Below are 18,846 nucleotides of genomic sequence, written 5' to 3' on the forward strand. Positions count from 1 at the left end.
AGAACCCCATCAACTCCCGCTCAGCGGGAATTGATGCCAATCAGACCACAGCCTGCCCTGCCGCCATGCGGGCAAAGGGCTCCACAGGCCGATAGCCATCCCGCGGCCGGCCGGCCATGCCCGGCGACCCGCAGGATGCGGCATCCGCCCGCGCCATGCCACTGGCCTCCCCGCCCGGCAGCGGCTATAGCATCGGCATGCACGATCTGCCCGCCCTTCCCATCGATGATGCCCTGCCGGCGCTGCTGTCGGCGCTCGACACCGGCACGACCGCCGTCCTGCAGGCCCCGCCCGGCGCCGGCAAGACGACGCGCGTGCCGCTGGCCCTGCTGGACCAGCCCTGGCGGGGGGGTGGCAGCATCATCATGCTGGAACCCCGCCGGCTGGCGGCAAGGGGGGCCGCCCGGCGCATGGCCGCGATGCTGGGGGAGGAGGTCGGGCAGACCGTCGGTTACCGCGTGCGGCTGGACAGCCGCGTGTCGGCGGCAACCCGGATCGAGGTGGTGACGGAAGGCCTCTTCCTGCGCCGTCTGCAATCCGATCCGTCGCTGGACGGGGTGGCCGCCGTGCTGTTCGACGAATTCCACGAACGCAGCCTGGATGCCGATCTGGCGCTGGCCTTCTGTCTGCAATCGCGGGCCCTGCTGCGTGACGACCTGCGGCTGGTCGTGATGTCGGCCACGCTGGATGGCGGTCCCGTGGCGGCCCTGCTGGGCGACGCGCCGCTGATCAGCTCGCAGGGCCGCGCCTATCCGGTGGAAACGCGCTGGGCCGAGCCCGGTCCGACCGACCGGCCGGACGAACATATGGCCCGCACCATCCGCCGCGCCCTGGTGGAAGAGGAAGGCAGCCTGCTGGCCTTCCTGCCGGGCAGCGGCGAGATCCGGCGGGTGGAACGGCTGCTGGCCGGCGGGCCGCTGCCCGCTGGTACCCTGGTCACCCCGCTTTACGGCGACATGACGCTGGAAGCGCAGGACAGGGCCATCCGCCCCGCGCCGGCCGGCCAGCGCAAGCTGGTGCTGGCCACATCGATCGCGGAGACCAGTCTGACCATCGAAGGCATCCGCATCGTCGTGGATAGCGGCCTGTCGCGCCTTCAGCGCTTCGACCCGCGCAGCGGCATGGGCCGGCTGGAGACGTTGCGCGCTTCCCGCGCATCGGCGGACCAGCGGCGGGGCCGCGCCGGGCGCCTGTCGGCCGGCATCTGCTACCGCCTGTGGTCGGAAGCGTCGGACCGCGCGCTGCTGCCCTTCACCACGGCAGAGATCACCCGCGCCGATCTGGCGCCGCTGGCCCTGGAACTGGCGCAATGGGGCATCGTGGATGCGGACGAGCTGGCGTGGCTGGATGCCCCGCCGGCCCCGGCCCTGGCCCAGGCGCGGCGCCTGCTCCAGCAACTGGGCGCGCTGGATGACGGGTTGCGCATCACGGCGCACGGCAAGGCCATGGCCGGGCTGGGCGTGCATCCCCGGCTGGCGCATCTGGTGCTGCGGGGCCGCGCGCTGGGCCGCACACGCCTGGCCTGCCGCGTGGCCGCCCTGATCGGGGAACGCGACATCCTGCGCGGCGGCGGGCGGCGCGATGCCGACCTGCGCACCAGGCTGGAACATCTGGACGAACGCGGGCGGTGGGGCGAGGTGGAGCGCTCCGCGCTGCACCAGGTTTTGGATCAGGCGCGGCAGTTGGAGCGGCAGGCCGGCGGCCCGCCCGGCTCCGTCGATCACGACGATGCCGGGCTGCTGCTGGCCCTGGCCTATCCGGACCGTATCGGCCAGCGCCGGCCGGGAGCGGCCGGGCAATTCCGTCTGTCAGGCGGGCGGGGTGCCATGCTGGACCCCACCGACGCGCTGGCCGCCTGCGACCTGCTGGCCGTGGCCGATCTGGACGGCCAGGGGCGCGACGCCCGCATCTTCCTGGCCGCCCCCGTCAGCCAGCCGGCACTGGAAGAAGCCTTCGCCGACGATATCCGCATCCGGACGGAGGTCGCCTGGGATCATCGGGAACAGATGGTGCAGGCCCGTCGCCGGCGGCGGCTGTTCGAACTGTCGCTGAAGGACGAGGCACTGGCCACCCCGCCGGCCGACCTCGTGCTGCCGGCCATGCTGGAAGGTATCCGGTCCATGGGGCTGGGCTGCCTGCCCTGGACGAAGGAACTGGAGGGCTGGCGCCGCCGCGTCGCCTTCCTGCACCGTGCCGCGCCGGAACGGTGGCCCGATATCGGCGATGAAGCGCTGCTGGACGGGCTGGAGACCTGGCTGGGACCCTATCTGTCCGGCGTCACGCGCCGGTCCCACCTGGACCGGATCGACCTGCATTCCGCCGTGACAGGCCTCCTGGACTGGAACCAGCGCCAGGCCATGGATGCGGAAATCCCCACCCACCTGACCGTGCCCACCGGCAACCGCATCCCCATCGATTACAGCGGGCAGGAGCCGGTGCTGGCCGTGCGCCTGCAGGAACTGTTCGGGCTGGCGGAAACCCCACGCCTGGGCGGCGGCCGCATTCCCGTGCTGCTGCATCTGCTGTCGCCGGCCCACCGGCCCGTGCAGGTGACGCGCGACCTGGCCGGATTCTGGTCCGGCTCCTACCGTGAGGTGAAGAAGGAACTGGCCGGGCGCTATCCACGGCATTACTGGCCCGACGATCCGCTGATCGCCGAACCGACGGCCCGGGCCAAGCGGCGCGGGACGTGACAGCCCGGCCGGAAAGCCGGGACCGTGAAATTCAAGGGCCCCCGGGTCAATGAAAAGGGGCGCACCAATGAAAAGGGGCGCCGGCCCAACGGAACGGCGCCCCCTGCCTTTATCGTGGTTTCCCCCTGCCCTCAGGCCGCGGCGGTGGTTTTCCGCCCGGCGCGCACCGCGTCATTCTCCAGGATGAAACGGCGCACACGCGGCTCGATATCTTCGCGCCATTTGCGGCCGTTGAAAATACCATAATGGCCGACGGACTTCTGAAGATGGTTGTGCTTCTTCGCCGCGGGAATGCTGGAACACATGGTATGGGCCGCGATGGTCTGGCCGGGGGCCGAGATGTCGTCCAACTCGCCTTCGACCGTCATCAGGGCCGTCTTCTCGATGGCTGACGGATCGACCGTCATGCCGCGCCACTTCATCCGGCCCGTGGGCAGCGCGCGCTCCTGGAACACCTGATTGACGGTCTGCAGATAGAATTCCGCCGTCAGGTCCATGACAGACAGATATTCGTCATAGAATTTCCGATGCGCCTCCGCACTGTCGCCGTCGCCCTGCACCAGATGGCGGAACAGCTTCAGATGCTCGCCCACATGGCGGTCCAGGTTCATGGACATGAAGCCCGTCAACTGCACGAAGCCCGGATAGACCTGGCGCAGCGCGCCGGGATAGTAGAACGGCACCGTCGTGATGACATTGCGCTCGAACCAGCCGATATCCTTGTCCTCGGCCAGCTTGGTCACCACGGTGGGGGCCGCCGCCGTATCCAGCGGGCCGCCCATCAGGGTCATGGAAGATGGCTGGCACGGATCGTCCAACTGGGCCATCAGCGCCACGGCGGCCAGCGTCGGCACGGCCGGCTGACACACAGCCATGACATGCGTGTTCGGCCCCAGATGGCGGATGAAGTCCATCACATAGTCGATGTAATCTTCCAGATCGAAGCGGCCGCGCGACAGCGGGATCAGCTTGGCATCGTGCCAATCGGTGATATAGACATCGTGATTGGGCATCAGCGCCTGGACCGTGCCGCGCAACAGCGTGGCGTAATGGCCCGACATGGGCGCCACCAGCAGCAGCTTGGGATCATCGGTCGGCGCCGCCCGCTCGAACCGCACCAGATTGCCGAACGGCCGTTCCACCACGACACGTTCCGTCACCGCCACGTCACGGCCATTGATGCGCGTCGTGGGCAGGCCGAAATCAGGTTTGCCCCAGCGGCGGGTCGTGCGCTCAATCAGTTCGGCACCAGCCGCCACGGCGCGCCCCACCTGGGTATAGGAGGCCGGCAGAAACGGATTCTGGAAAGTCTGCTGCGTGGCTTCCGCCATCAGGCGCAGGGGCGTCAAGGCGGCATGATGCAGATCGTACAGGTGATAGAGCACTGACAATTCCCTTTCGACCCCGGCCCACCCATCCGGATGGGTCCCCAACCCAACCAATCGCGTTAAGCCTTTTTCACGAGGCTCAGCCACGCGGCATAGCCTATCCGTTCAAACAGATGTTGCAACAGATAAATAACGAAACAGTTAAGACCTTCCCGAAGGAGACGGGAAGTCGCAAGCCGGTGTGACACCGGTCTCACCTGCCCATTGATTGGGCAATATTAATGCAGACATACCCGGATACCGCGCGCGGTGTAAGCATTCCGCTGGAATCCCGGTTCAAACATGCGAATGGATTCCGCCCTGCCGGACGGTTGGCGACGCCCGGTGCCGGGCCACCCGCGGGCCCGCCGGTGGATGTCACAGGCTGCGCCGGGATCGCAGGGCCGCGGTCAGCGTGCCATCGTCCAGATAATCCAGTTCGCCCCCGACCGGCACGCCATGCGCCAGCCGCGACAGGCGGACACCACAGCCGGCCAGCCGGTCGGACAGGTAATGCGCCGTGGTCTGGCCACCAACGGTGGCGTTGAGCGCCAGGATGACCTCCCCCACCTCCGGCCGTGCCGCACGGTCCAGCAGGGCGGGGATGGACAGATCGTCCGGCCCGACCCCGTCCAGCGCCGACAAGGTACCACCCAGCACGTGATAGCGGCCGCGATAGGCGCCGGTCCGTTCCAGGGCCCACAGGTCGCCCACATCCTCCACCACGCACAGCAGCGCGCCGTCGCGCGTGCCGTCGGCGCAGATATGGCAGGGATCGCGGCTGTCCAGGTTGCCGCAGACCGAACAGGTGCGGATACCCGCCGCTGCGGCCGTCACCGCCTCCCCCAATGGCAGCATCAGGCTGTCCCGGCGCTTGATCAGGTGCAGCGCGACACGGCGTGCCGACCGCGGCCCAAGACCGGGCAGCTTGGCAAGCAACTGGATCAGGCGGTCGATTTCAGGTCCGATCATGCGGCGACGCTACAAGATGTTCGCCGAATGTTCCAGCGCAAAACGGGACCCGCCGGACGGGGCATGCCGCGGGCGGCGGGCACGGGGGATCAGAACCCCACGGCGCAGCCGCCCGGCTTCACGACGCGGTCCACGCCGGGCGGATACTTTGCCCATTTCTCCCGCGATCGCGGGGGGCGCGCGGCGAATCCACCCCCACAATTGGGGCAGCGGCCCTTCAGCACATCCTCCACACACGTCCGGCAGAACGTGCATTCGAAGGAACAGATCAGGGCATCCGGACTGTCGGCCGGCAGGTCCCGGTCACAGCATTCGCATCCCGGCCGCATTTCCAGCATCTTAACCCTCCACACGGGCGCACTCAGGGTCAAAAGGCCGCCCCGCAGAACCTGGGGCGGCGCCAACATGGAAAGGCCGTTGCCCCTCCGGAACGGATCAGAACGGCATCTTGAAGCCGGGCGGCAGCTTCAGCCCGCCCATCAGCGAGTTGGTCTGCTCGGCCATATAGGCTTCCACCTTCGCCTTGGCATCGTTGAAGGCGGCCGTGATCAGGTCCTCCAGAACCTCCACATCCTCCGGATCGACGGCGGCCTTGTCGATCTTGATCCCGCGCAGTTCGCCCTTGCCGTTCAGCCGGACCTGCACCATGCCGGCTCCGGACACGCCCGTGGCCTCATGCTCGGCCAGCTTGGCCTGCATTTCCTGCATCTTGGCCTGCATCTGCTGGGCCTGCTTCATCATCTGGCCGATATTCTTCATGGCTCAGAAGTCTCCTTCATAATCGCCCTCATCCAGGGGCGGCGGGGCATCGAAATAAGGGTTGTCGGGCATCTCGTCACCCCCAAAAGCGTCCAGCGCCTCGGGAATCTCCGGTTCGGCCTGCGGCGGCGGGGGCAAGGCCACCTGCGACTGGTCGATGATCCTGTCAATCCGGGCGCCGGGAAAAGCCGCCAGCACGGCCTTGACCAGCGGATGCTCGGCCGCTTCCGCCCGCTGGCGCTGCTCGGCCTGCCTTTCCTGCTCCGCGATGGTGGGCGCGCCCTGGGCACCGGAAACGGTAACCACCCAGCGCCGGCCCGTCCATTCGGTCAGCAATTGCCCGACCTTGCCCGGCAGATTCTGGGGACAGGCGGGCTGCAACCGCAGCTCGATCATTCCGCTTTCAAAACGGACCAGATGGACCGATGCCCGCAACAGGCCGGCCAGCACCCCTTCCCGCTTGTCCAGGAACAGGTCGGCAACGGCCTGGAAACTGGTTGGTTCCGGCACCGTTTCAATTTTTTCCGCCGGTACGGGTGCCGGCAGCGCTGCCGGACCACCGGCATAGGCACGGCCGCCGGCCACCATGGCCATCGGCGCCCCGTGGGTCGGCCCCGCATGAACAGCGGGGCCGGGACCGGCCGAGAATCCACCGCCAGCGCCACCACCGCCACCGGCTGGCGACGCAGCGGCCGCGTGCAGGGCACGGGCCGCGGCTTCCACCCCGCCGGCCTCATTGATCTTGCGGATCAGATCGGACGGGCTGGGCAGGTCCGACGCATAGGAAAGCCGGATCAGAACCATTTCCAGCGCCTGCATGGGCACGGGTGCGTGCTGGATCTCCCCCAGCCCCTTCAGCAGGATCTGCCAGGCCCGGGCCAGGGACGGCATGCCAAGCCTCTGCGCCAGGGCCACGCCGCGCGTGCGCTCATCCTCCGGTATCGACACATCGTCGGCCGTACCGGGCACGACACGCGCGCGCGTCAGGAAATGCGTGAAATCCAGCAGATCCTGGGCGACGACGATCGGATCGGCCCCGCAACGATGCAGGTCGGTCAGGATATCCAGCGCATCCGCCGGCCTGCCTGTCAGCGTCGCTTCGAACAGGTCGATGACACGGGTGCGGTCGGCCAGGCCCAGCATGTCACGTACCTGAGCCAGGGTGACCGTGCCCCCGCCCAGCGCGATGGCCTGGTCCAGCAGCGACAGCCCGTCACGCACCGACCCATCGGCCGCCCGCGCGATCTGGGCAATGGCGTCGGCTTCCACCGGCACGCCTTCCCTGTCGGCCACGCGGGTGAAATGACCCGACAGTGTCTGATGGTCCACCCGCCGCAGGTCGAATCGCTGGCAGCGCGACAGGACCGTCACCGGCACCTTGCGGATCTCGGTCGTGGCGAAGACGAACTTCACATGCGGCGGCGGCTCCTCCAGCGTCTTCAGCAAGGCGTTGAAGGCGCTTTTCGACAGCATGTGGACTTCGTCGATGATGTAGAGCTTGTAGCGCGCCGAGGACGGAGCATAACGCACGCCCTCGATAATCTCCCGCACATTGTCGACGCCGGTATTGCTGGCGGCGTCCATCTCGATCACGTCGACATTGCGGTCGGCGGCAATGGACACGCACATCTCGCACACCCCGCAGGGGCTGATGGTCGGGCCACCCTGCCCGTCCGGCCCGATGCAGTTCAGGGCACGGGCGATGATGCGGGCCGTCGTGGTCTTGCCCACCCCGCGCACGCCCGTCAGCATATAGGCCTGATGGATGCGGCCCGACTGGATGGCGTTGCGCAGCGTGCGGACCAGCGCATCCTGCCCCACCAGCTCATCGAAATTCTGCGGCCGGTACTTGCGCGCCAGCACACGGTAGGCGGCGCCGGCGGCGGAATGGCTGGTCGCTGTCGTCTCGTCGGTCACGGGGCTTGATCCCAAGGCGCGGAGGAATGGCCGCACTTTAGTGCCCGGTCGCGGCCGACGCCAATGATTTAGCGCCCGATCCGGCAAAACCGGGGCCAACATCATGAATTCAAAGGAATTTGAAGGTGGGAGGCTGGACGAACGACCCGAGCCGAAACTCGTTACGGCTGCTTCCTTCCGGACCTGACCGGGTTGGCGAGGGACTCGCCCGTTGCCAACCTCCCGACGCCTATATCGGCGAGACGGGCGCCAAAGACAAGGGGGATTCCGCCGGGGCCGGTCTGACGCCAACGCATTGGCGGGCCTGCGCCGGCCATGTCACGGTCCAAAACCATGATGACACCGAACTTCTACACCGGCAGCGGCCTGGACCGCTCCGCGCACCGGCGCAAAGACGCGCAGTGGCTGGCCGACCGCCTGCGTCAGGCCCCGGCCAGCCGCATCATCCCATGGTGGCGCGGCCAGCATCTGGTGACAGGGCCGGACGAAGCGCCGCAGCCGGCCTTCCTGCCGGCCGATGCCACATGGTGGACCGCGCATCTGGACATGCCGCCGCTTTACCTGGGCGATATCAATGGTTTCAGCTATTTCGCCGTCGATCTGTCGCCGCTGGAGGATGCCGGCAGCCATGGAGAAATAGCGCGGCTGGGCCGGCTGGTGGAATTGCGATCGCTGGGCATGCGCATCGACCGGCACCTGGGCGGGATCTATGCCTATATCCGCGCCCTGCTGCTGTGGCATGGCCGCCACCGATTCTGCGGCGCCTGCGGGTCGCCGACCGAGGCGGCGGACGCAGGGCACAGCCGCCGCTGCACCAGCCCCGCCTGCGGCATATCGCATTTCCCGCGCCACGACCCGGCCGTGATCATGCTGGTGCATGATGGCGGCGACCGCTGCCTGCTGGGACGCCAGTCCCGATTCCCGCCCGGCATGTATTCAACCCTGGCCGGATTCGTGGAACCGGGCGAAAGCCTGGAGGAGACGGTTGCACGTGAATGCATGGAGGAGGCGGGCGTTCCCGTCACCGACATCCGCTATCATTCCAGCCAGCCCTGGCCCTTCCCCGCCTCCCTGATGCTGGGGTTCCACGCACGGGCGACGGGCTTCGACGTGCGTCCCGACCAGGAGGAACTGGAGGATGTGCGGTGGTTCAGCCGGGATTACATCCTGAACCCGCCGCCGGGCGACGAATTCCGCCTGCCGCCCCGTGACAGCATCTCCCGGCAACTGATCTCGTCCTGGTTGCGCGGATAATCCGCCGCTGCCATCCTGCCAGCCCGTTTCGTTCCAGCCGGAGTGAATGCCCAGATGACCGACCCGTCCCTGCCCGCCACCAGCACCGTGGCGGCGGAACTGTCCACGGTGCGCGATTTCCTGCGCTATGCCGTCAGCCGCTTCAACCGGGCCGGGCTCGTGCATGGCCATGGCGCCGTCACTGCCTATGACGAGGCGGCCTTCATCGTGCTGGAAACGCTGAAGCTGCCCGTGGACCAGCTCGAACCCTATCTGGATGCCAGGCTGATCCCGGCCGAGCGCCTGGCCCTGGCGGAAATCATCCACCAGCGTGTCATCACCCGCAAGCCGGCCGCCTATCTGACCAAGCGCACCTATATCCAGGGCGTGCCCTTTTATGTGGACGACCGGGTCATCGTACCGCGTTCCTTCATCGGAGAATTGCTGTTCGGGGATTTGTTCGGCGGGGAACAGGATTTCACGCTGGTCGATGACGTGACCGAGGTGGAAAAGGTGCTGGACCTGTGTACCGGATCCGGCTGCCTGGCCATCCTGGCCGCCGGCATCTTCCCGCTGGCCCAGGTCGATGCCGTGGACCTGTCGCCCGATGCGCTGGAGGTGGCCCGGATCAATGTCACCGACCATGGTCTGGAAGACCGGGTGAAGCTTCACCAGGGCGACCTGTTCAAGCCGCTGAAGAACAGGAAATACGACCTGATCCTGACCAACCCGCCCTATGTCGATGCCGATGCCATGAAACACCTGCCGCCGGAATACCGGGCGGAACCGGCCATGGCCCTGGCCGGCGGGGGCGAGGACGGGATGGATATCGTCCACCGCATCCTGAAGGACGCGCCCAAGCACCTGAATCCCGGCGGCGGCCTGCTGGTTGAGATCGGCACCGGCCGCGCGGCCCTGGAGGAGGCCTATCCCGATGCCGATTTCCTGTGGCTGGAAACGGAACTGTCCTTCGGCGAGGTGTTCTGGATCACGCGCGAACAGTTGCTGGAGCTTTGATGCGGCCGGCGGGTGCGGCAGGCAGGTCCCCAAAGGGCTGGACCTGCCGCGGCACCTGCCGTACACCTGATGCCGTTCCCTCATATGGTGGTCGTCATGCCATCATGACCCCAAGCCGTAGCAACGCCCCAAGCATCAGCCCATGCCCGACGCCCTCTCACAGCCCTCCCCCCTGACGCCGCTTGCGGCGGCACAGGACGTGCTGCGGCGCGTCTGGGGCTACCCGTTGTTCCGCGGCATGCAGGCGGACATCGTGGAGCATGTGGCGTCGGGCGGCGATGCGCTGGTGCTGATGCCGACAGGCGGGGGCAAATCGCTCTGCTACCAGATCCCGTCGCTGGTGCGGCCGGGCGTGGGAATCGTGGTCTCCCCCCTCATCGCGCTGATGCGCGATCAGGTGGATGCGCTGCGCCAGCTGGGCGTCCGCGCCGCCTATCTCAATTCCACGCTGGACTGGCGCGAGGCCATGGAGGTGGAGCGGGCCTGCGAGCGGGGCGAGATGGACCTGCTCTATGTCGCGCCCGAACGGCTGGTGACGCCGCGCTTCCTGGAATTGCTGGAACGGTCGCGCATCGCGCTGTTCGCGCTGGACGAGGCGCATTGCGTCAGCCAGTGGGGCCATGATTTCCGGCCGGAATATCTTCAGCTTTCCATCCTGCACGAGAAATTCCCCGATGTGCCGCGCGTGGCCCTGACGGCCACGGCGGACGCCCAGACCCGCACGGATATCGCCAACCGGCTTGGCCTGACCGATGCCCGCCTGTTCCTGGCCAGCTTCGACCGCCCCAACATCGCCTACCGCATCGTGCCCAAGGACCAGGAGCGCCGGCAATTGCTGGATTTCCTGCGCCGCCGGCCGGAAGATGCGGGCATCGTCTATTGCCTGTCGCGCGGCAAGGTGGATGCCATCGCGCAATATCTGGCCGATCAGGGGATCGATGCCCTGCCCTACCATGCGGGGCTGGACCCGGCCACGCGACAGGCCAACCAGGACCGGTTCATCAAGGGCGAGGGCGTGGTGATGGTCGCCACCGTGGCCTTCGGCATGGGCATCGACAAGCCCAATGTCCGTTTCGTCGTGCATATGGACCCGCCGCGCTCGCTGGAAGCCTATTACCAGGAGACCGGCCGCGCCGGCCGCGACGGGCTGCCGGCCGAAGCGCTGATGCTCTACGGCTTCGCCGACGTGGTGCAGATGCGCATGATGGTGGAAAGCTCCGACAGCCCACCGGCCTTCAAACGGACAGAGCGGCAGAAGCTGGAGGCCTTGCTGGGCTTCTGCGAGACGGCCCGCTGCCGCCGCCAGACGCTGCTCACCTATTTCGGGGAGGAATATCCCAAGCCTTGCGGCAAGTGTGACACCTGTTTCCAGCCCGTGGAAACCTATGACGGCACCGTGGTGGCGCAAAAGGCGCTGTCAGCCGTCTATCGCACGGGACAGCGGTTCGGCGTGGGGCATCTGGTCGATGTGCTGCGCGGTACAAGCACCGACAAGGTGGTCGAACGCGGCCATGACAAGCTGAAGACCTTCGGCTGCGGATCGGACCTGTCCAAACAGGAATGGCATTCGGCCTTCCGGCAATTGGTGGCCAACGGCTATCTCTGCGCCGACCCGGAAGGACATGGCGGGCTGATCCTGGCGGAAACGGCCACGTCCGTGCTGAAGGGGCAGGAAGCCGTCCGCCTGCGCCGCGACCCGGCATCGGAAGGGCGCGGCCGGTCCGCCACACGCGGCGGCAGCCCCCGGCCCAGGACCTCCACCGCCGACCTGTCACCCGCCGACGACACGCTGTGGCACGCGCTGAAGGCCCTGCGCCTGGAACTGGCACGTGAACAGGGTGTGCCCCCTTATGTGATCTTCCATGACGCCACGCTGATGGAGATGATCCGGGAGCGGCCGACCGAACTGGACGAGATGGGCAGCCTGCAGGGCGTCGGCGCGCGCAAGCTGGAACGGTACGGTGCCTATTTCCTGGATGTGATCCTGGCCCACAGCTAGAGCACCGACCCTTCATGCTGCAGGGGATACCCCCCGCAGCATGAAGGGTCGGGATCAGATCTGGTATCCGCCGGACACGTCCAGGATGCCGCCGCTGATATAACCGGCGTCCGGGCCGGCCAGGAAGCAGACGGCCGCCGCCACCTCCTGCACATTGGCGATCCGGCGGATGGCATGGAGGTCCATCATCGCGTCGGGCAGATTGTCGGCGACGGCCGCTGCCATGTCGGTGGGCATGATACCGGGCTGCACGACATTCACAGTGATGTTCCGGGGGCCAAGGTCCCGCGCCACACCCCGGGCATATCCGACGATGGCCGCCTTGGTGCCCGCATAATCCGCCACCCCGGGAAACGCCACACGGCCGCCCAGCCCGGACCCGATGAAGATGATCCGCCCATCATCGGAAAGCGCCCGGGCCGCGGCCCGCGTTGTGGCCACGGCGCCCAGCACATTGACCTGCCATTGCCGGTCCAGTCCCGCCATATCCAGAGCGGGATCATCCACCCGCTGCCCCTGGACCGCAATGGCCGCATTGTTCACCAGGATATCGAGCTTGCCGAACCGGGCAATGACGGCATCGACCAGCGTCTGTGCCGATGCCAGGTCCGCCTGATCGCTTTTGACTGCCAGGGCACGCACACCCTTTGCCCGCAGCTTGTCGGCGACCTGGGCCGCCTTCTCGTCGGATGCCACATAGCTGAATGCGACATCGGCCCCGTTGTCGGCCAGCGTCTCGGCAATGGCCGCACCCAGCCCCCGCGACCCGCCGGTAACGAGCGCGACCTTGCCAGTCAGTGTCTTCTGCATGGAAAACCTCCTTCGATCGACGGACCCGCACGGCCTCATGCCGGCAGCCCGATTTCATAACGATCATTATGGTAACGATCTGTATGATATTTGACAGGATGAGGTCAAGCGGTTTACTAATGATCATTATGAAATTACGAACCAAGCGAAGCTGATGGGACGCCATCGGGAATTCGATGTGGAAAAGGCGCTGGACGCCGTGCTGTGCGTTTTCTGGCGCATGGGCTATGAAGGCGCGTCCTATGCCGACCTGACCAAGGCCGCCGGGGTGGAACGGCCCGCGCTTTATGCCGCGTTCGGCAACAAGGAAGCGATGTTCCGCCGTGCCCTGGACCGCTATTACCAGCGCTATCTGGACTATATACCCGAAGCGCTGGCGCTCCCCACGGCGCGGGAAGTGGCCCGGCATATCCTTTATCAGGCAGCCGAACTCACGACCCGCTATGCGGAGAATACCGGCTGCCTCGGCATCAACGGCGTGCTGGCCGGATCGGATGAGGCCGAGCCCGTGCGCCAGGCCCTGATCGATGCCCGCGCCGCCGGCCAGGCCCGGATTCAAGAGCGGTTTGAACAGGCGAAGGCCGAAGGGGACCTGCCGGATACCGCCGATCCCGAAACCCTTGCCGCGTTCCTGACTGCCATCCTGCACGGCATGGCCGTTCAGGCCAAGGCCGGATACAGCCGTCGAATGCTGGAAGCCGTCGCCGATCAGGCCCTTCGCGCCTGGCCCGAACCCGACGCCCCCACCCTCTCATAACCAGCCACATTGCCGCTCAATGGCAACGCTTGACACATTCCCATAATTCTATGATTATAGAATTATGGAATCAAAAAATGCCATCGAAGCCTTTGCGGCCCTCGCCCAGGATACCCGGCTCTCCATCTTCCGCCTGCTGGTGCGAATGGGGCCCGACGGTCTGCATGCCAGCGAGATCGCCAACCGGGTCGGCGTTCCCGCCTCCACGCTTTCCCACCATCTGGGCATCCTGGAACGGGCGGGTCTGCTGCGATCCTGGCGGGTACAGCGGCAGATTTTCTATGCTGCCGACTATGCGGGGACGCGCAAGCTGGTCGCCTTCATGATGGAGGATTGCTGCCAGGGCCGGCCGGAAATCTGTGGCGGCATCCAGATGCCGGCCTGTACGGGCGATTGCGGGGAATGACCCGCCGACGCCCCATGGAAGGAGACATCATGTCCGTGCGCGCCTTCACCATATTCCTTTTCCGCACCCGCAACTCTGCCCGCAGCATCATGGCGGAGTGCAAGCCGTGACCGGTATCACCATCTATCACAATCCCGACTGCGGCACGTCGCGCAACACGCTGGCCATGATCCGCAACAGCGGCGTGGAACCGACGGTGATCGAGTATCTGAAAACCCCGCCCCCGCGTCAGGCCCTGGCCGATCTGATCGCCCGCATGAATGTGCCGGTACGCGCGGTGCTGCGCGAGAAAGGCACGCCCTATGCCGACCTGGGGCTGGGCGACCCATCCTTGTCCGACGACACCCTGCTGGATGCCATGATGGCGCACCCGATCCTGATCAACCGGCCGATCGTCGTCACGCCGCTGGGCGTGCGCCTGTGCAGGCCATCGGAGAAGGTGCTGGATATCCTGCCCGACGGGCAGAAATCGGCCTTTGCCAAGGAAGATGGCGAAGCTGTCGTGGATGCCGACGGCAATCGGCTGCGTTGATCCCCTTCCGTCAGGTATAAAGGTCCACCATCGTGAGCCAAGCCGCACCCGCCCGCCGCCTCTCCTTTCTCGACCGTTACCTGACCTTGTGGATTTTCGCCGCCATGGTCCTGGGCGTGGTGGCGGGCAGCCTGCTGGAGGGATTGCCGGCGGCACTGGACCGGTTGTCGGTGGGCTCGACAAATATTCCCATCGCCATCGGCCTGATCCTGATGATGTATCCCCCACTGGCCAAGGTCAGGTATGAGGAGTTGCCTCAGGTCTTCGCCGACAAGCGCATCCTGGCCCTGTCGCTGGTCCAGAACTGGATCATCGGGCCGGTATTGATGTTTGCCCTGGCCGTCATTTTCCTGGCCGACCAGCCGGATTACATGACAGGCCTGATCCTGATCGGGCTGGCGCGCTGCATCGCCATGGTGCTGGTCTGGAACCAGTTGGCCTGCGGTTCCAACCAGTATGTGGCGGGGCTGGTCGCCTTCAACTCCATCTTCCAGGTCCTGTTCTTCAGTGTCTATGCCTGGTTCTTCCTGGGCTTTATGCCGCCCCTGCTGGGTCTGGAAGGCAGCGTCATCGATGTCTCTTTCAGAACCATTGCAGAGGCCGTGCTGATCTATCTGGGCATCCCCTTCCTGGCCGGCTTCCTGACCCGCAAGGTCCTGGTTCGCGCCAAGGGAGAGAACTGGTACGAGAACCGGTTTCTGCCGCGCATCTCCCCCCTCACGCTGGCAGCCCTGCTCTTCACCATCGTCGCGATGTTCAGCCTGAAGGGTGGCGACGTGATCCGGCTGCCGCTGGACGCGCTGTCCATCGCCCTGCCGCTGACCCTCTATTTCCTTATCATGTTCCTGGTCAGCTTCTTCATGGGCCGGATGATCGCGGCGGATTATCCCCGCGCCACCGCCGTCGCCTTCACGGCGGCGGGCAATAATTTCGAGTTGGCCATCGCGGTCGCCATCGCCGCTTTCGGACTGGCCTCCCCCGTCGCCTTCGCTGCCGTCATCGGCCCGCTGGTGGAGGTGCCGGTGCTGATCCTGATGGTCCAGTTGGCCCTATGGCTGGGCCGACACTGGTATCCCGCCACCGCACCGGCCAAGGAGTGAACCATATGAACCGTCTACGCCCGCTATCCGACCCCACCCATCTGCCGGCGCTCGATCCTGCCTATGCCAACCAGCGGCCGGGGCTTGGCATGGGGCCTCTGGATCACAAGCCGCGCATTCTGCTGCTCTATGGCTCCCTGCGCGAACGTTCCTTCTCCCGTCTGGCGGTGGAGGAAGCGGCCCGCCTGCTGGAGTATTTCGGGGCGGAGACGCGGATCTTCGATCCATCCGACCTGCCTTTGCCCGACCAGGTGAAGGGCGACGATCATCCGGCCGTACATGCTTTGCGCGAGCATTCCATCTGGTCGGAAGGCCAGGTCTGGTGCAGCCCCGAACGCCATGGCCAGATCAGCGGCATCATGAAGGCGCAGATCGACCATCTGCCCCTGGCCATGGGCGGCATCCGGCCCACACAGGGCCGCACCCTGGCCGTGATGCAGGTGTCCGGCGGCTCGCAAAGTTTCAACGCCGTGAACAGCTTGCGCATCCTGGGCCGCTGGATGCGGATGGTCACCATCCCCAACCAGTCCAGCGTCGCCAAAGCCTTCCAGGAATTTGACGCGGCCGGGCGGATGAAGCCTTCAGCCTATTACGACCGGATCGTCGATGTCATGGAGGAACTGGTCCGTTTCACCGTGCTGATACGCCCCCTTGCCGACCCGCTGGTGGATCGTTATTCGGAGCGGCGACAAGCCGGCAGGCCTGTCGACGCCTCGACCGATCTGGCCACATTGGCCATCGGGGGGAACCTTTCCATCCGGGCGCCGGACCCGGCCACCCCGGCCAATGGCGCAGCGTCCGGGCGGGTTGGAGCGAAGGCCTGACCGTTTTGTTGGCGGCAGTGTTGAGAGCGCGACGCCTCTGTCCGCCTGCGGCCTGGTGGGGGGCCGGCGGCCCCTTCCCCTCCCGCCTCAGCGCACCTGACGGATGGAAAGGGCCAGATGGCGCACATGGGCTTCGTCAACTTCCACGCCCAATCCGGGCCTGTCGGGCAAATGCACCACGCCGTTGCGCACGAAGGCAGCGAAGTCGGTCGGGTCCTCGGCCAGCCGCAGGGTCGACATGAAAGCGTGTCCGGCATCCACCAGATTGGTCATGGTGACGGCATGATGCAGCGATGCGGCCTGAGTGATCCCGAATTCAAGCATGGAGTTCATATAGCAGCGGATGCCGAACGCCTCTGCGATCGTGGCAATCCGCTGCGCCCGGAGCGGCCCGCCATTCTTGCTGCTCTTGATGCTGAAGACGTTGGCGGCGCCCAGGGCGGCCAGGCGTGCCGCCTCGGTCAGGCCGGTCAGCGCCTCATCCGCCGAGATCGGCAGGGTGCTGGCCCGTGCCACCATGGCCAGCCCCTCCAGATCGTCCTTGGCAACCGGCTGTTCCACAAAGGTCAGGCTCGATCCTGCAACCCCCGTCAGGAATTCCAGCGCCTCGTCGCGCGTCCAGCCCTGGTTGGCATCGGCAATCAGCTTCACCCGATGGCCGTACCGCGCCTCCAGCGTGGCGACCCGATGGATCTCCTCCCGCACGGGTGCGACGCCCATCTTCAGCATGAAGGTATGGAAGCCCTGGGCAAGCTTGTCATCGATGATGGCCATGTCATCGTCGGCGGTGCCGGCACCCAGAGGCCACAGCACGGGCAGGCAGGCATGGACCGCACCCCCCAGCAGGGTTGCCACCGGCACCCGCAGCCTTCTGCCCAGAAGGTCGAGCAGCGCCATGCTGACGGCCCCCTTCGCGCAGAGGTGCCCGGCCTGCAGATTGTCCAGAATGGCTTCGATACGCCCCGGTTCCGGCCGGGCTTCACGCAGAATGGCGGGCAACAGCAGATCATGCAGGACGTTACCGGCTTCCCGCGGCGATTCCGCCGTGAAGGGCTGCATCGGGTTTGCCTCCCCCCAGCCCACCAGACCATCGGCGTCGGTCAGCTTGAGCAGAACCGCCCGTGTGCCGGCCAGTGTTCCGTATGATTTGGACAGGTTGTAGGGCCTGCTGAAGGCGACCTCGATCTCGAACAGTTCGGCCGCCACGATGCGCGCCATCGCGGCTGTGCAGGCTGTTTCCCGGATCATCTGTCTCTCCTGAAAGAATATGTGGGGGCGGCAGGCACGGGGCCGCCGGCCGTCACGGTCCGGGTCCCGTTATTCCCTGGCAATTCAACCCAGTGGTATATCGCCCACCAATATTCGTCCAAGTCGATTATCGGCGCAGTGTATTCCCGGAGGTTATGTCCGGCGATGCGTTCAGGGCTGGCGAAGCACGGATGCCGAGATGAACTCGGCCGTCATCCGCACTTCCTGCACGAAGGCATTCACCAGATGGGCGTTCCTGCTGTCGATGCTGCGGCAAAGCTGGAAATGGAAGGGGATTTCGGGTTCGAACCGGCGCACCGCCAACCGGTCCTCCAGCCCGCTTGCCACCAGCGGATGAGCCAGCGACACGCCCAGGCCGGCCGCCACGAATTCGCATAAGGTCGAGGCCACATTGGCGATCATGGCGACCTGCGGCCGGACCTTGTAGGTCTCGAACATGGTGTTGACCCTGTGCCCGAAGGAACTGTCCGGATTGACGGACACGAAGGGAACCCCGTGCAGATCCGGCGGCTCGATCAGGGTTTTGGCCGAAAGGGGATGGTCGCGCGGCATGATGCAGACCAGCGGATGTTCCATCAGCGGTTCAAACATCGCATAGGGATTGTCGAGACCGGGTTCCACCAGCCCGACATCGAGCTTGCGCGTCACCAGCCAATCCACGATCCATTGCGAGGTGAGCGCCTGGACGGAACAGAAGAGGTTCCGTCGATCCTTCAGGAACCCCATGGTCGCGCGCTGGATGAAGGAACCGGCCAGTGCGGGCATCACACCGATGGACAGGCGCCCCTGCTCCTCGCGGCGGATGGCGTCAACGGCATTCTCAACCTGCCGGACGCCCGCAAAGATGCGGTCGATCTTTTCATAGAGACGCATGGCGTGTTCGGTCGGCGCCAGACGGCCCTTCACCCGGTCGAACAGCTTCAGGCCGGTATCGGCCTCCAGATGGGCGATCAGCTTGCTCATCGCCGGCTGCGAGATGTTGATCATCGTGGCGGCACGGCTGATCGTCCCGTTTTCGATCACGGATTTGAAGGCTTCGATCTGGCGAAGATTGATATGTCGCGACATGCCATAACCCCGGGGAATGGGATGGGCCGATATCCGATTTGGACGGATGGAGAATGGCTGGCTAGCCTGATCAGGCGCAAGGGGATTTGGCCCCGTGCGGGCAGGCTGGCGGCCAGCCGACCC

17 protein-coding genes and 1 other RNA gene are annotated in these 18,846 nt (G+C 66.1%); 9 read left to right on the forward strand and 9 right to left on the reverse strand.

The genetic code is table 11. The annotated features are described in order from the left end of the window. The first annotated feature begins 197 nt into the window (after nucleotides 1–197). Entirely contained in the window at nucleotides 198–2,693 is a 2,496-nt protein-coding gene (hrpB, locus tag ACM9LZ_RS09370; RefSeq protein WP_416619273.1) for an ATP-dependent helicase HrpB, read from the forward strand. 131 nt (nucleotides 2,694–2,824) lie between these two features. On the opposite strand, the gene ACM9LZ_RS09375 is transcribed toward hrpB, so the two are convergent. The 6 genes from ACM9LZ_RS09375 to ffs all read right to left on the reverse strand — a co-directional run bounded on the left by ACM9LZ_RS09375 (nucleotide 2,825) and on the right by ffs (nucleotide 7,931). Next, nucleotides 2,825–4,078 (reverse strand): polyhydroxyalkanoate depolymerase, encoded by a 1,254-nt coding sequence (locus ACM9LZ_RS09375; protein WP_416619129.1) that lies wholly within the window; start codon nucleotides 4,076–4,078, stop codon nucleotides 2,825–2,827. 360 nt (nucleotides 4,079–4,438) lie between these two features. Then, complete coding sequence (gene recR / locus ACM9LZ_RS09380) at nucleotides 4,439–5,032, reverse strand: recombination mediator RecR (RefSeq protein WP_416619130.1); 594 nt, start codon at nucleotides 5,030–5,032, stop codon at nucleotides 4,439–4,441. 89 nt (nucleotides 5,033–5,121) lie between these two features. Continuing rightward, a complete protein-coding gene (locus ACM9LZ_RS09385) occupies nucleotides 5,122–5,370 on the reverse strand; it encodes a DUF1272 domain-containing protein (RefSeq protein ID WP_416619131.1) in 249 nt (82 codons plus the stop codon). 97 nt (nucleotides 5,371–5,467) lie between these two features. After that, on the reverse strand, nucleotides 5,468–5,791 hold the full coding sequence (locus tag ACM9LZ_RS09390) for a YbaB/EbfC family nucleoid-associated protein (protein ID WP_416619132.1): 324 nt from the start codon (nucleotides 5,789–5,791) through the stop codon (nucleotides 5,468–5,470). 3 nt (nucleotides 5,792–5,794) lie between these two features. After that, complete coding sequence (locus ACM9LZ_RS09395; protein WP_416619133.1) at nucleotides 5,795–7,708, reverse strand: DNA polymerase III subunit gamma/tau; 1,914 nt, start codon at nucleotides 7,706–7,708, stop codon at nucleotides 5,795–5,797. 125 nt (nucleotides 7,709–7,833) lie between these two features. Further along, nucleotides 7,834–7,931: signal recognition particle sRNA small type (gene ffs, locus ACM9LZ_RS09400), an RNA gene on the reverse strand. A gap of 110 nt (nucleotides 7,932–8,041) precedes the next feature. Here ffs and nudC point away from each other — a divergent pair. The 3 genes from nudC (at nucleotide 8,042) to recQ (ending at nucleotide 11,957) form a co-directional block, all read left to right on the forward strand. Then, the gene (gene nudC, locus ACM9LZ_RS09405; protein ID WP_416619134.1) at nucleotides 8,042–8,962 is read left to right on the forward strand and encodes an NAD(+) diphosphatase; all 921 of its coding nucleotides are present in this window, start codon (nucleotides 8,042–8,044) and stop codon (nucleotides 8,960–8,962) included. Nucleotides 8,963–9,016: 54 nt separating this feature from the next. Beyond that, nucleotides 9,017–9,958, forward strand: coding sequence for a 50S ribosomal protein L3 N(5)-glutamine methyltransferase (gene prmB / locus ACM9LZ_RS09410; protein WP_416619135.1), 942 nt, complete (start codon nucleotides 9,017–9,019; stop codon nucleotides 9,956–9,958). A 142-nt stretch (nucleotides 9,959–10,100) separates the two neighbouring features. Next, entirely contained in the window at nucleotides 10,101–11,957 is a 1,857-nt protein-coding gene (gene recQ / locus ACM9LZ_RS09415; protein WP_416619136.1) for a DNA helicase RecQ, read from the forward strand. 54 nt (nucleotides 11,958–12,011) lie between these two features. Here recQ and ACM9LZ_RS09420 read toward each other — a convergent pair whose 3' ends face one another. Next, the gene (locus ACM9LZ_RS09420; protein ID WP_416619137.1) at nucleotides 12,012–12,767 is read right to left on the reverse strand and encodes an SDR family NAD(P)-dependent oxidoreductase; all 756 of its coding nucleotides are present in this window, start codon (nucleotides 12,765–12,767) and stop codon (nucleotides 12,012–12,014) included. 154 nt (nucleotides 12,768–12,921) lie between these two features. Here ACM9LZ_RS09420 and ACM9LZ_RS09425 point away from each other — a divergent pair, with 154 nt between their 5' ends. The 5 genes from ACM9LZ_RS09425 to arsH all read left to right on the forward strand — a co-directional run bounded on the left by ACM9LZ_RS09425 (nucleotide 12,922) and on the right by arsH (nucleotide 16,386). After that, complete coding sequence (locus tag ACM9LZ_RS09425) at nucleotides 12,922–13,524, forward strand: TetR/AcrR family transcriptional regulator (protein ID WP_416619138.1); 603 nt, start codon at nucleotides 12,922–12,924, stop codon at nucleotides 13,522–13,524. Nucleotides 13,525–13,588: 64 nt separating this feature from the next. Further along, nucleotides 13,589–13,930, forward strand: a complete 342-nt coding sequence (locus ACM9LZ_RS09430) for an ArsR/SmtB family transcription factor (protein WP_416619139.1) — start codon at nucleotides 13,589–13,591, stop codon at nucleotides 13,928–13,930. Nucleotides 13,931–14,036: 106 nt separating this feature from the next. Continuing rightward, complete coding sequence (gene arsC, locus ACM9LZ_RS09435) at nucleotides 14,037–14,462, forward strand: arsenate reductase (glutaredoxin) (RefSeq protein WP_416619140.1); 426 nt, start codon at nucleotides 14,037–14,039, stop codon at nucleotides 14,460–14,462. 32 nt (nucleotides 14,463–14,494) lie between these two features. Then, nucleotides 14,495–15,562, forward strand: coding sequence for an ACR3 family arsenite efflux transporter (gene arsB, locus ACM9LZ_RS09440; RefSeq protein WP_416619141.1), 1,068 nt, complete (start codon nucleotides 14,495–14,497; stop codon nucleotides 15,560–15,562). Between the two features lie 5 nt (nucleotides 15,563–15,567). Further along, a complete protein-coding gene (arsH, locus tag ACM9LZ_RS09445; protein WP_416619142.1) occupies nucleotides 15,568–16,386 on the forward strand; it encodes an arsenical resistance protein ArsH in 819 nt (272 codons plus the stop codon). Nucleotides 16,387–16,473: 87 nt separating this feature from the next. Here the strand turns inward: arsH and ACM9LZ_RS09450 are convergent, their stop codons facing one another. Both ACM9LZ_RS09450 and ACM9LZ_RS09455 read right to left on the reverse strand, forming a co-directional pair. After that, nucleotides 16,474–17,634 (reverse strand): enolase C-terminal domain-like protein, encoded by a 1,161-nt coding sequence (locus ACM9LZ_RS09450; protein ID WP_416619143.1) that lies wholly within the window; start codon nucleotides 17,632–17,634, stop codon nucleotides 16,474–16,476. 171 nt (nucleotides 17,635–17,805) lie between these two features. Continuing rightward, on the reverse strand, nucleotides 17,806–18,723 hold the full coding sequence (locus ACM9LZ_RS09455; protein ID WP_416619144.1) for a LysR substrate-binding domain-containing protein: 918 nt from the start codon (nucleotides 18,721–18,723) through the stop codon (nucleotides 17,806–17,808). Nucleotides 18,724–18,846 lie beyond the last annotated feature (123 nt).

Origin of the sequence: Niveispirillum fermenti (genome assembly GCF_048066175.1) — a bacterium.
Lineage (GTDB): Bacteria > Pseudomonadota > Alphaproteobacteria > Azospirillales > Azospirillaceae > Niveispirillum > Niveispirillum fermenti.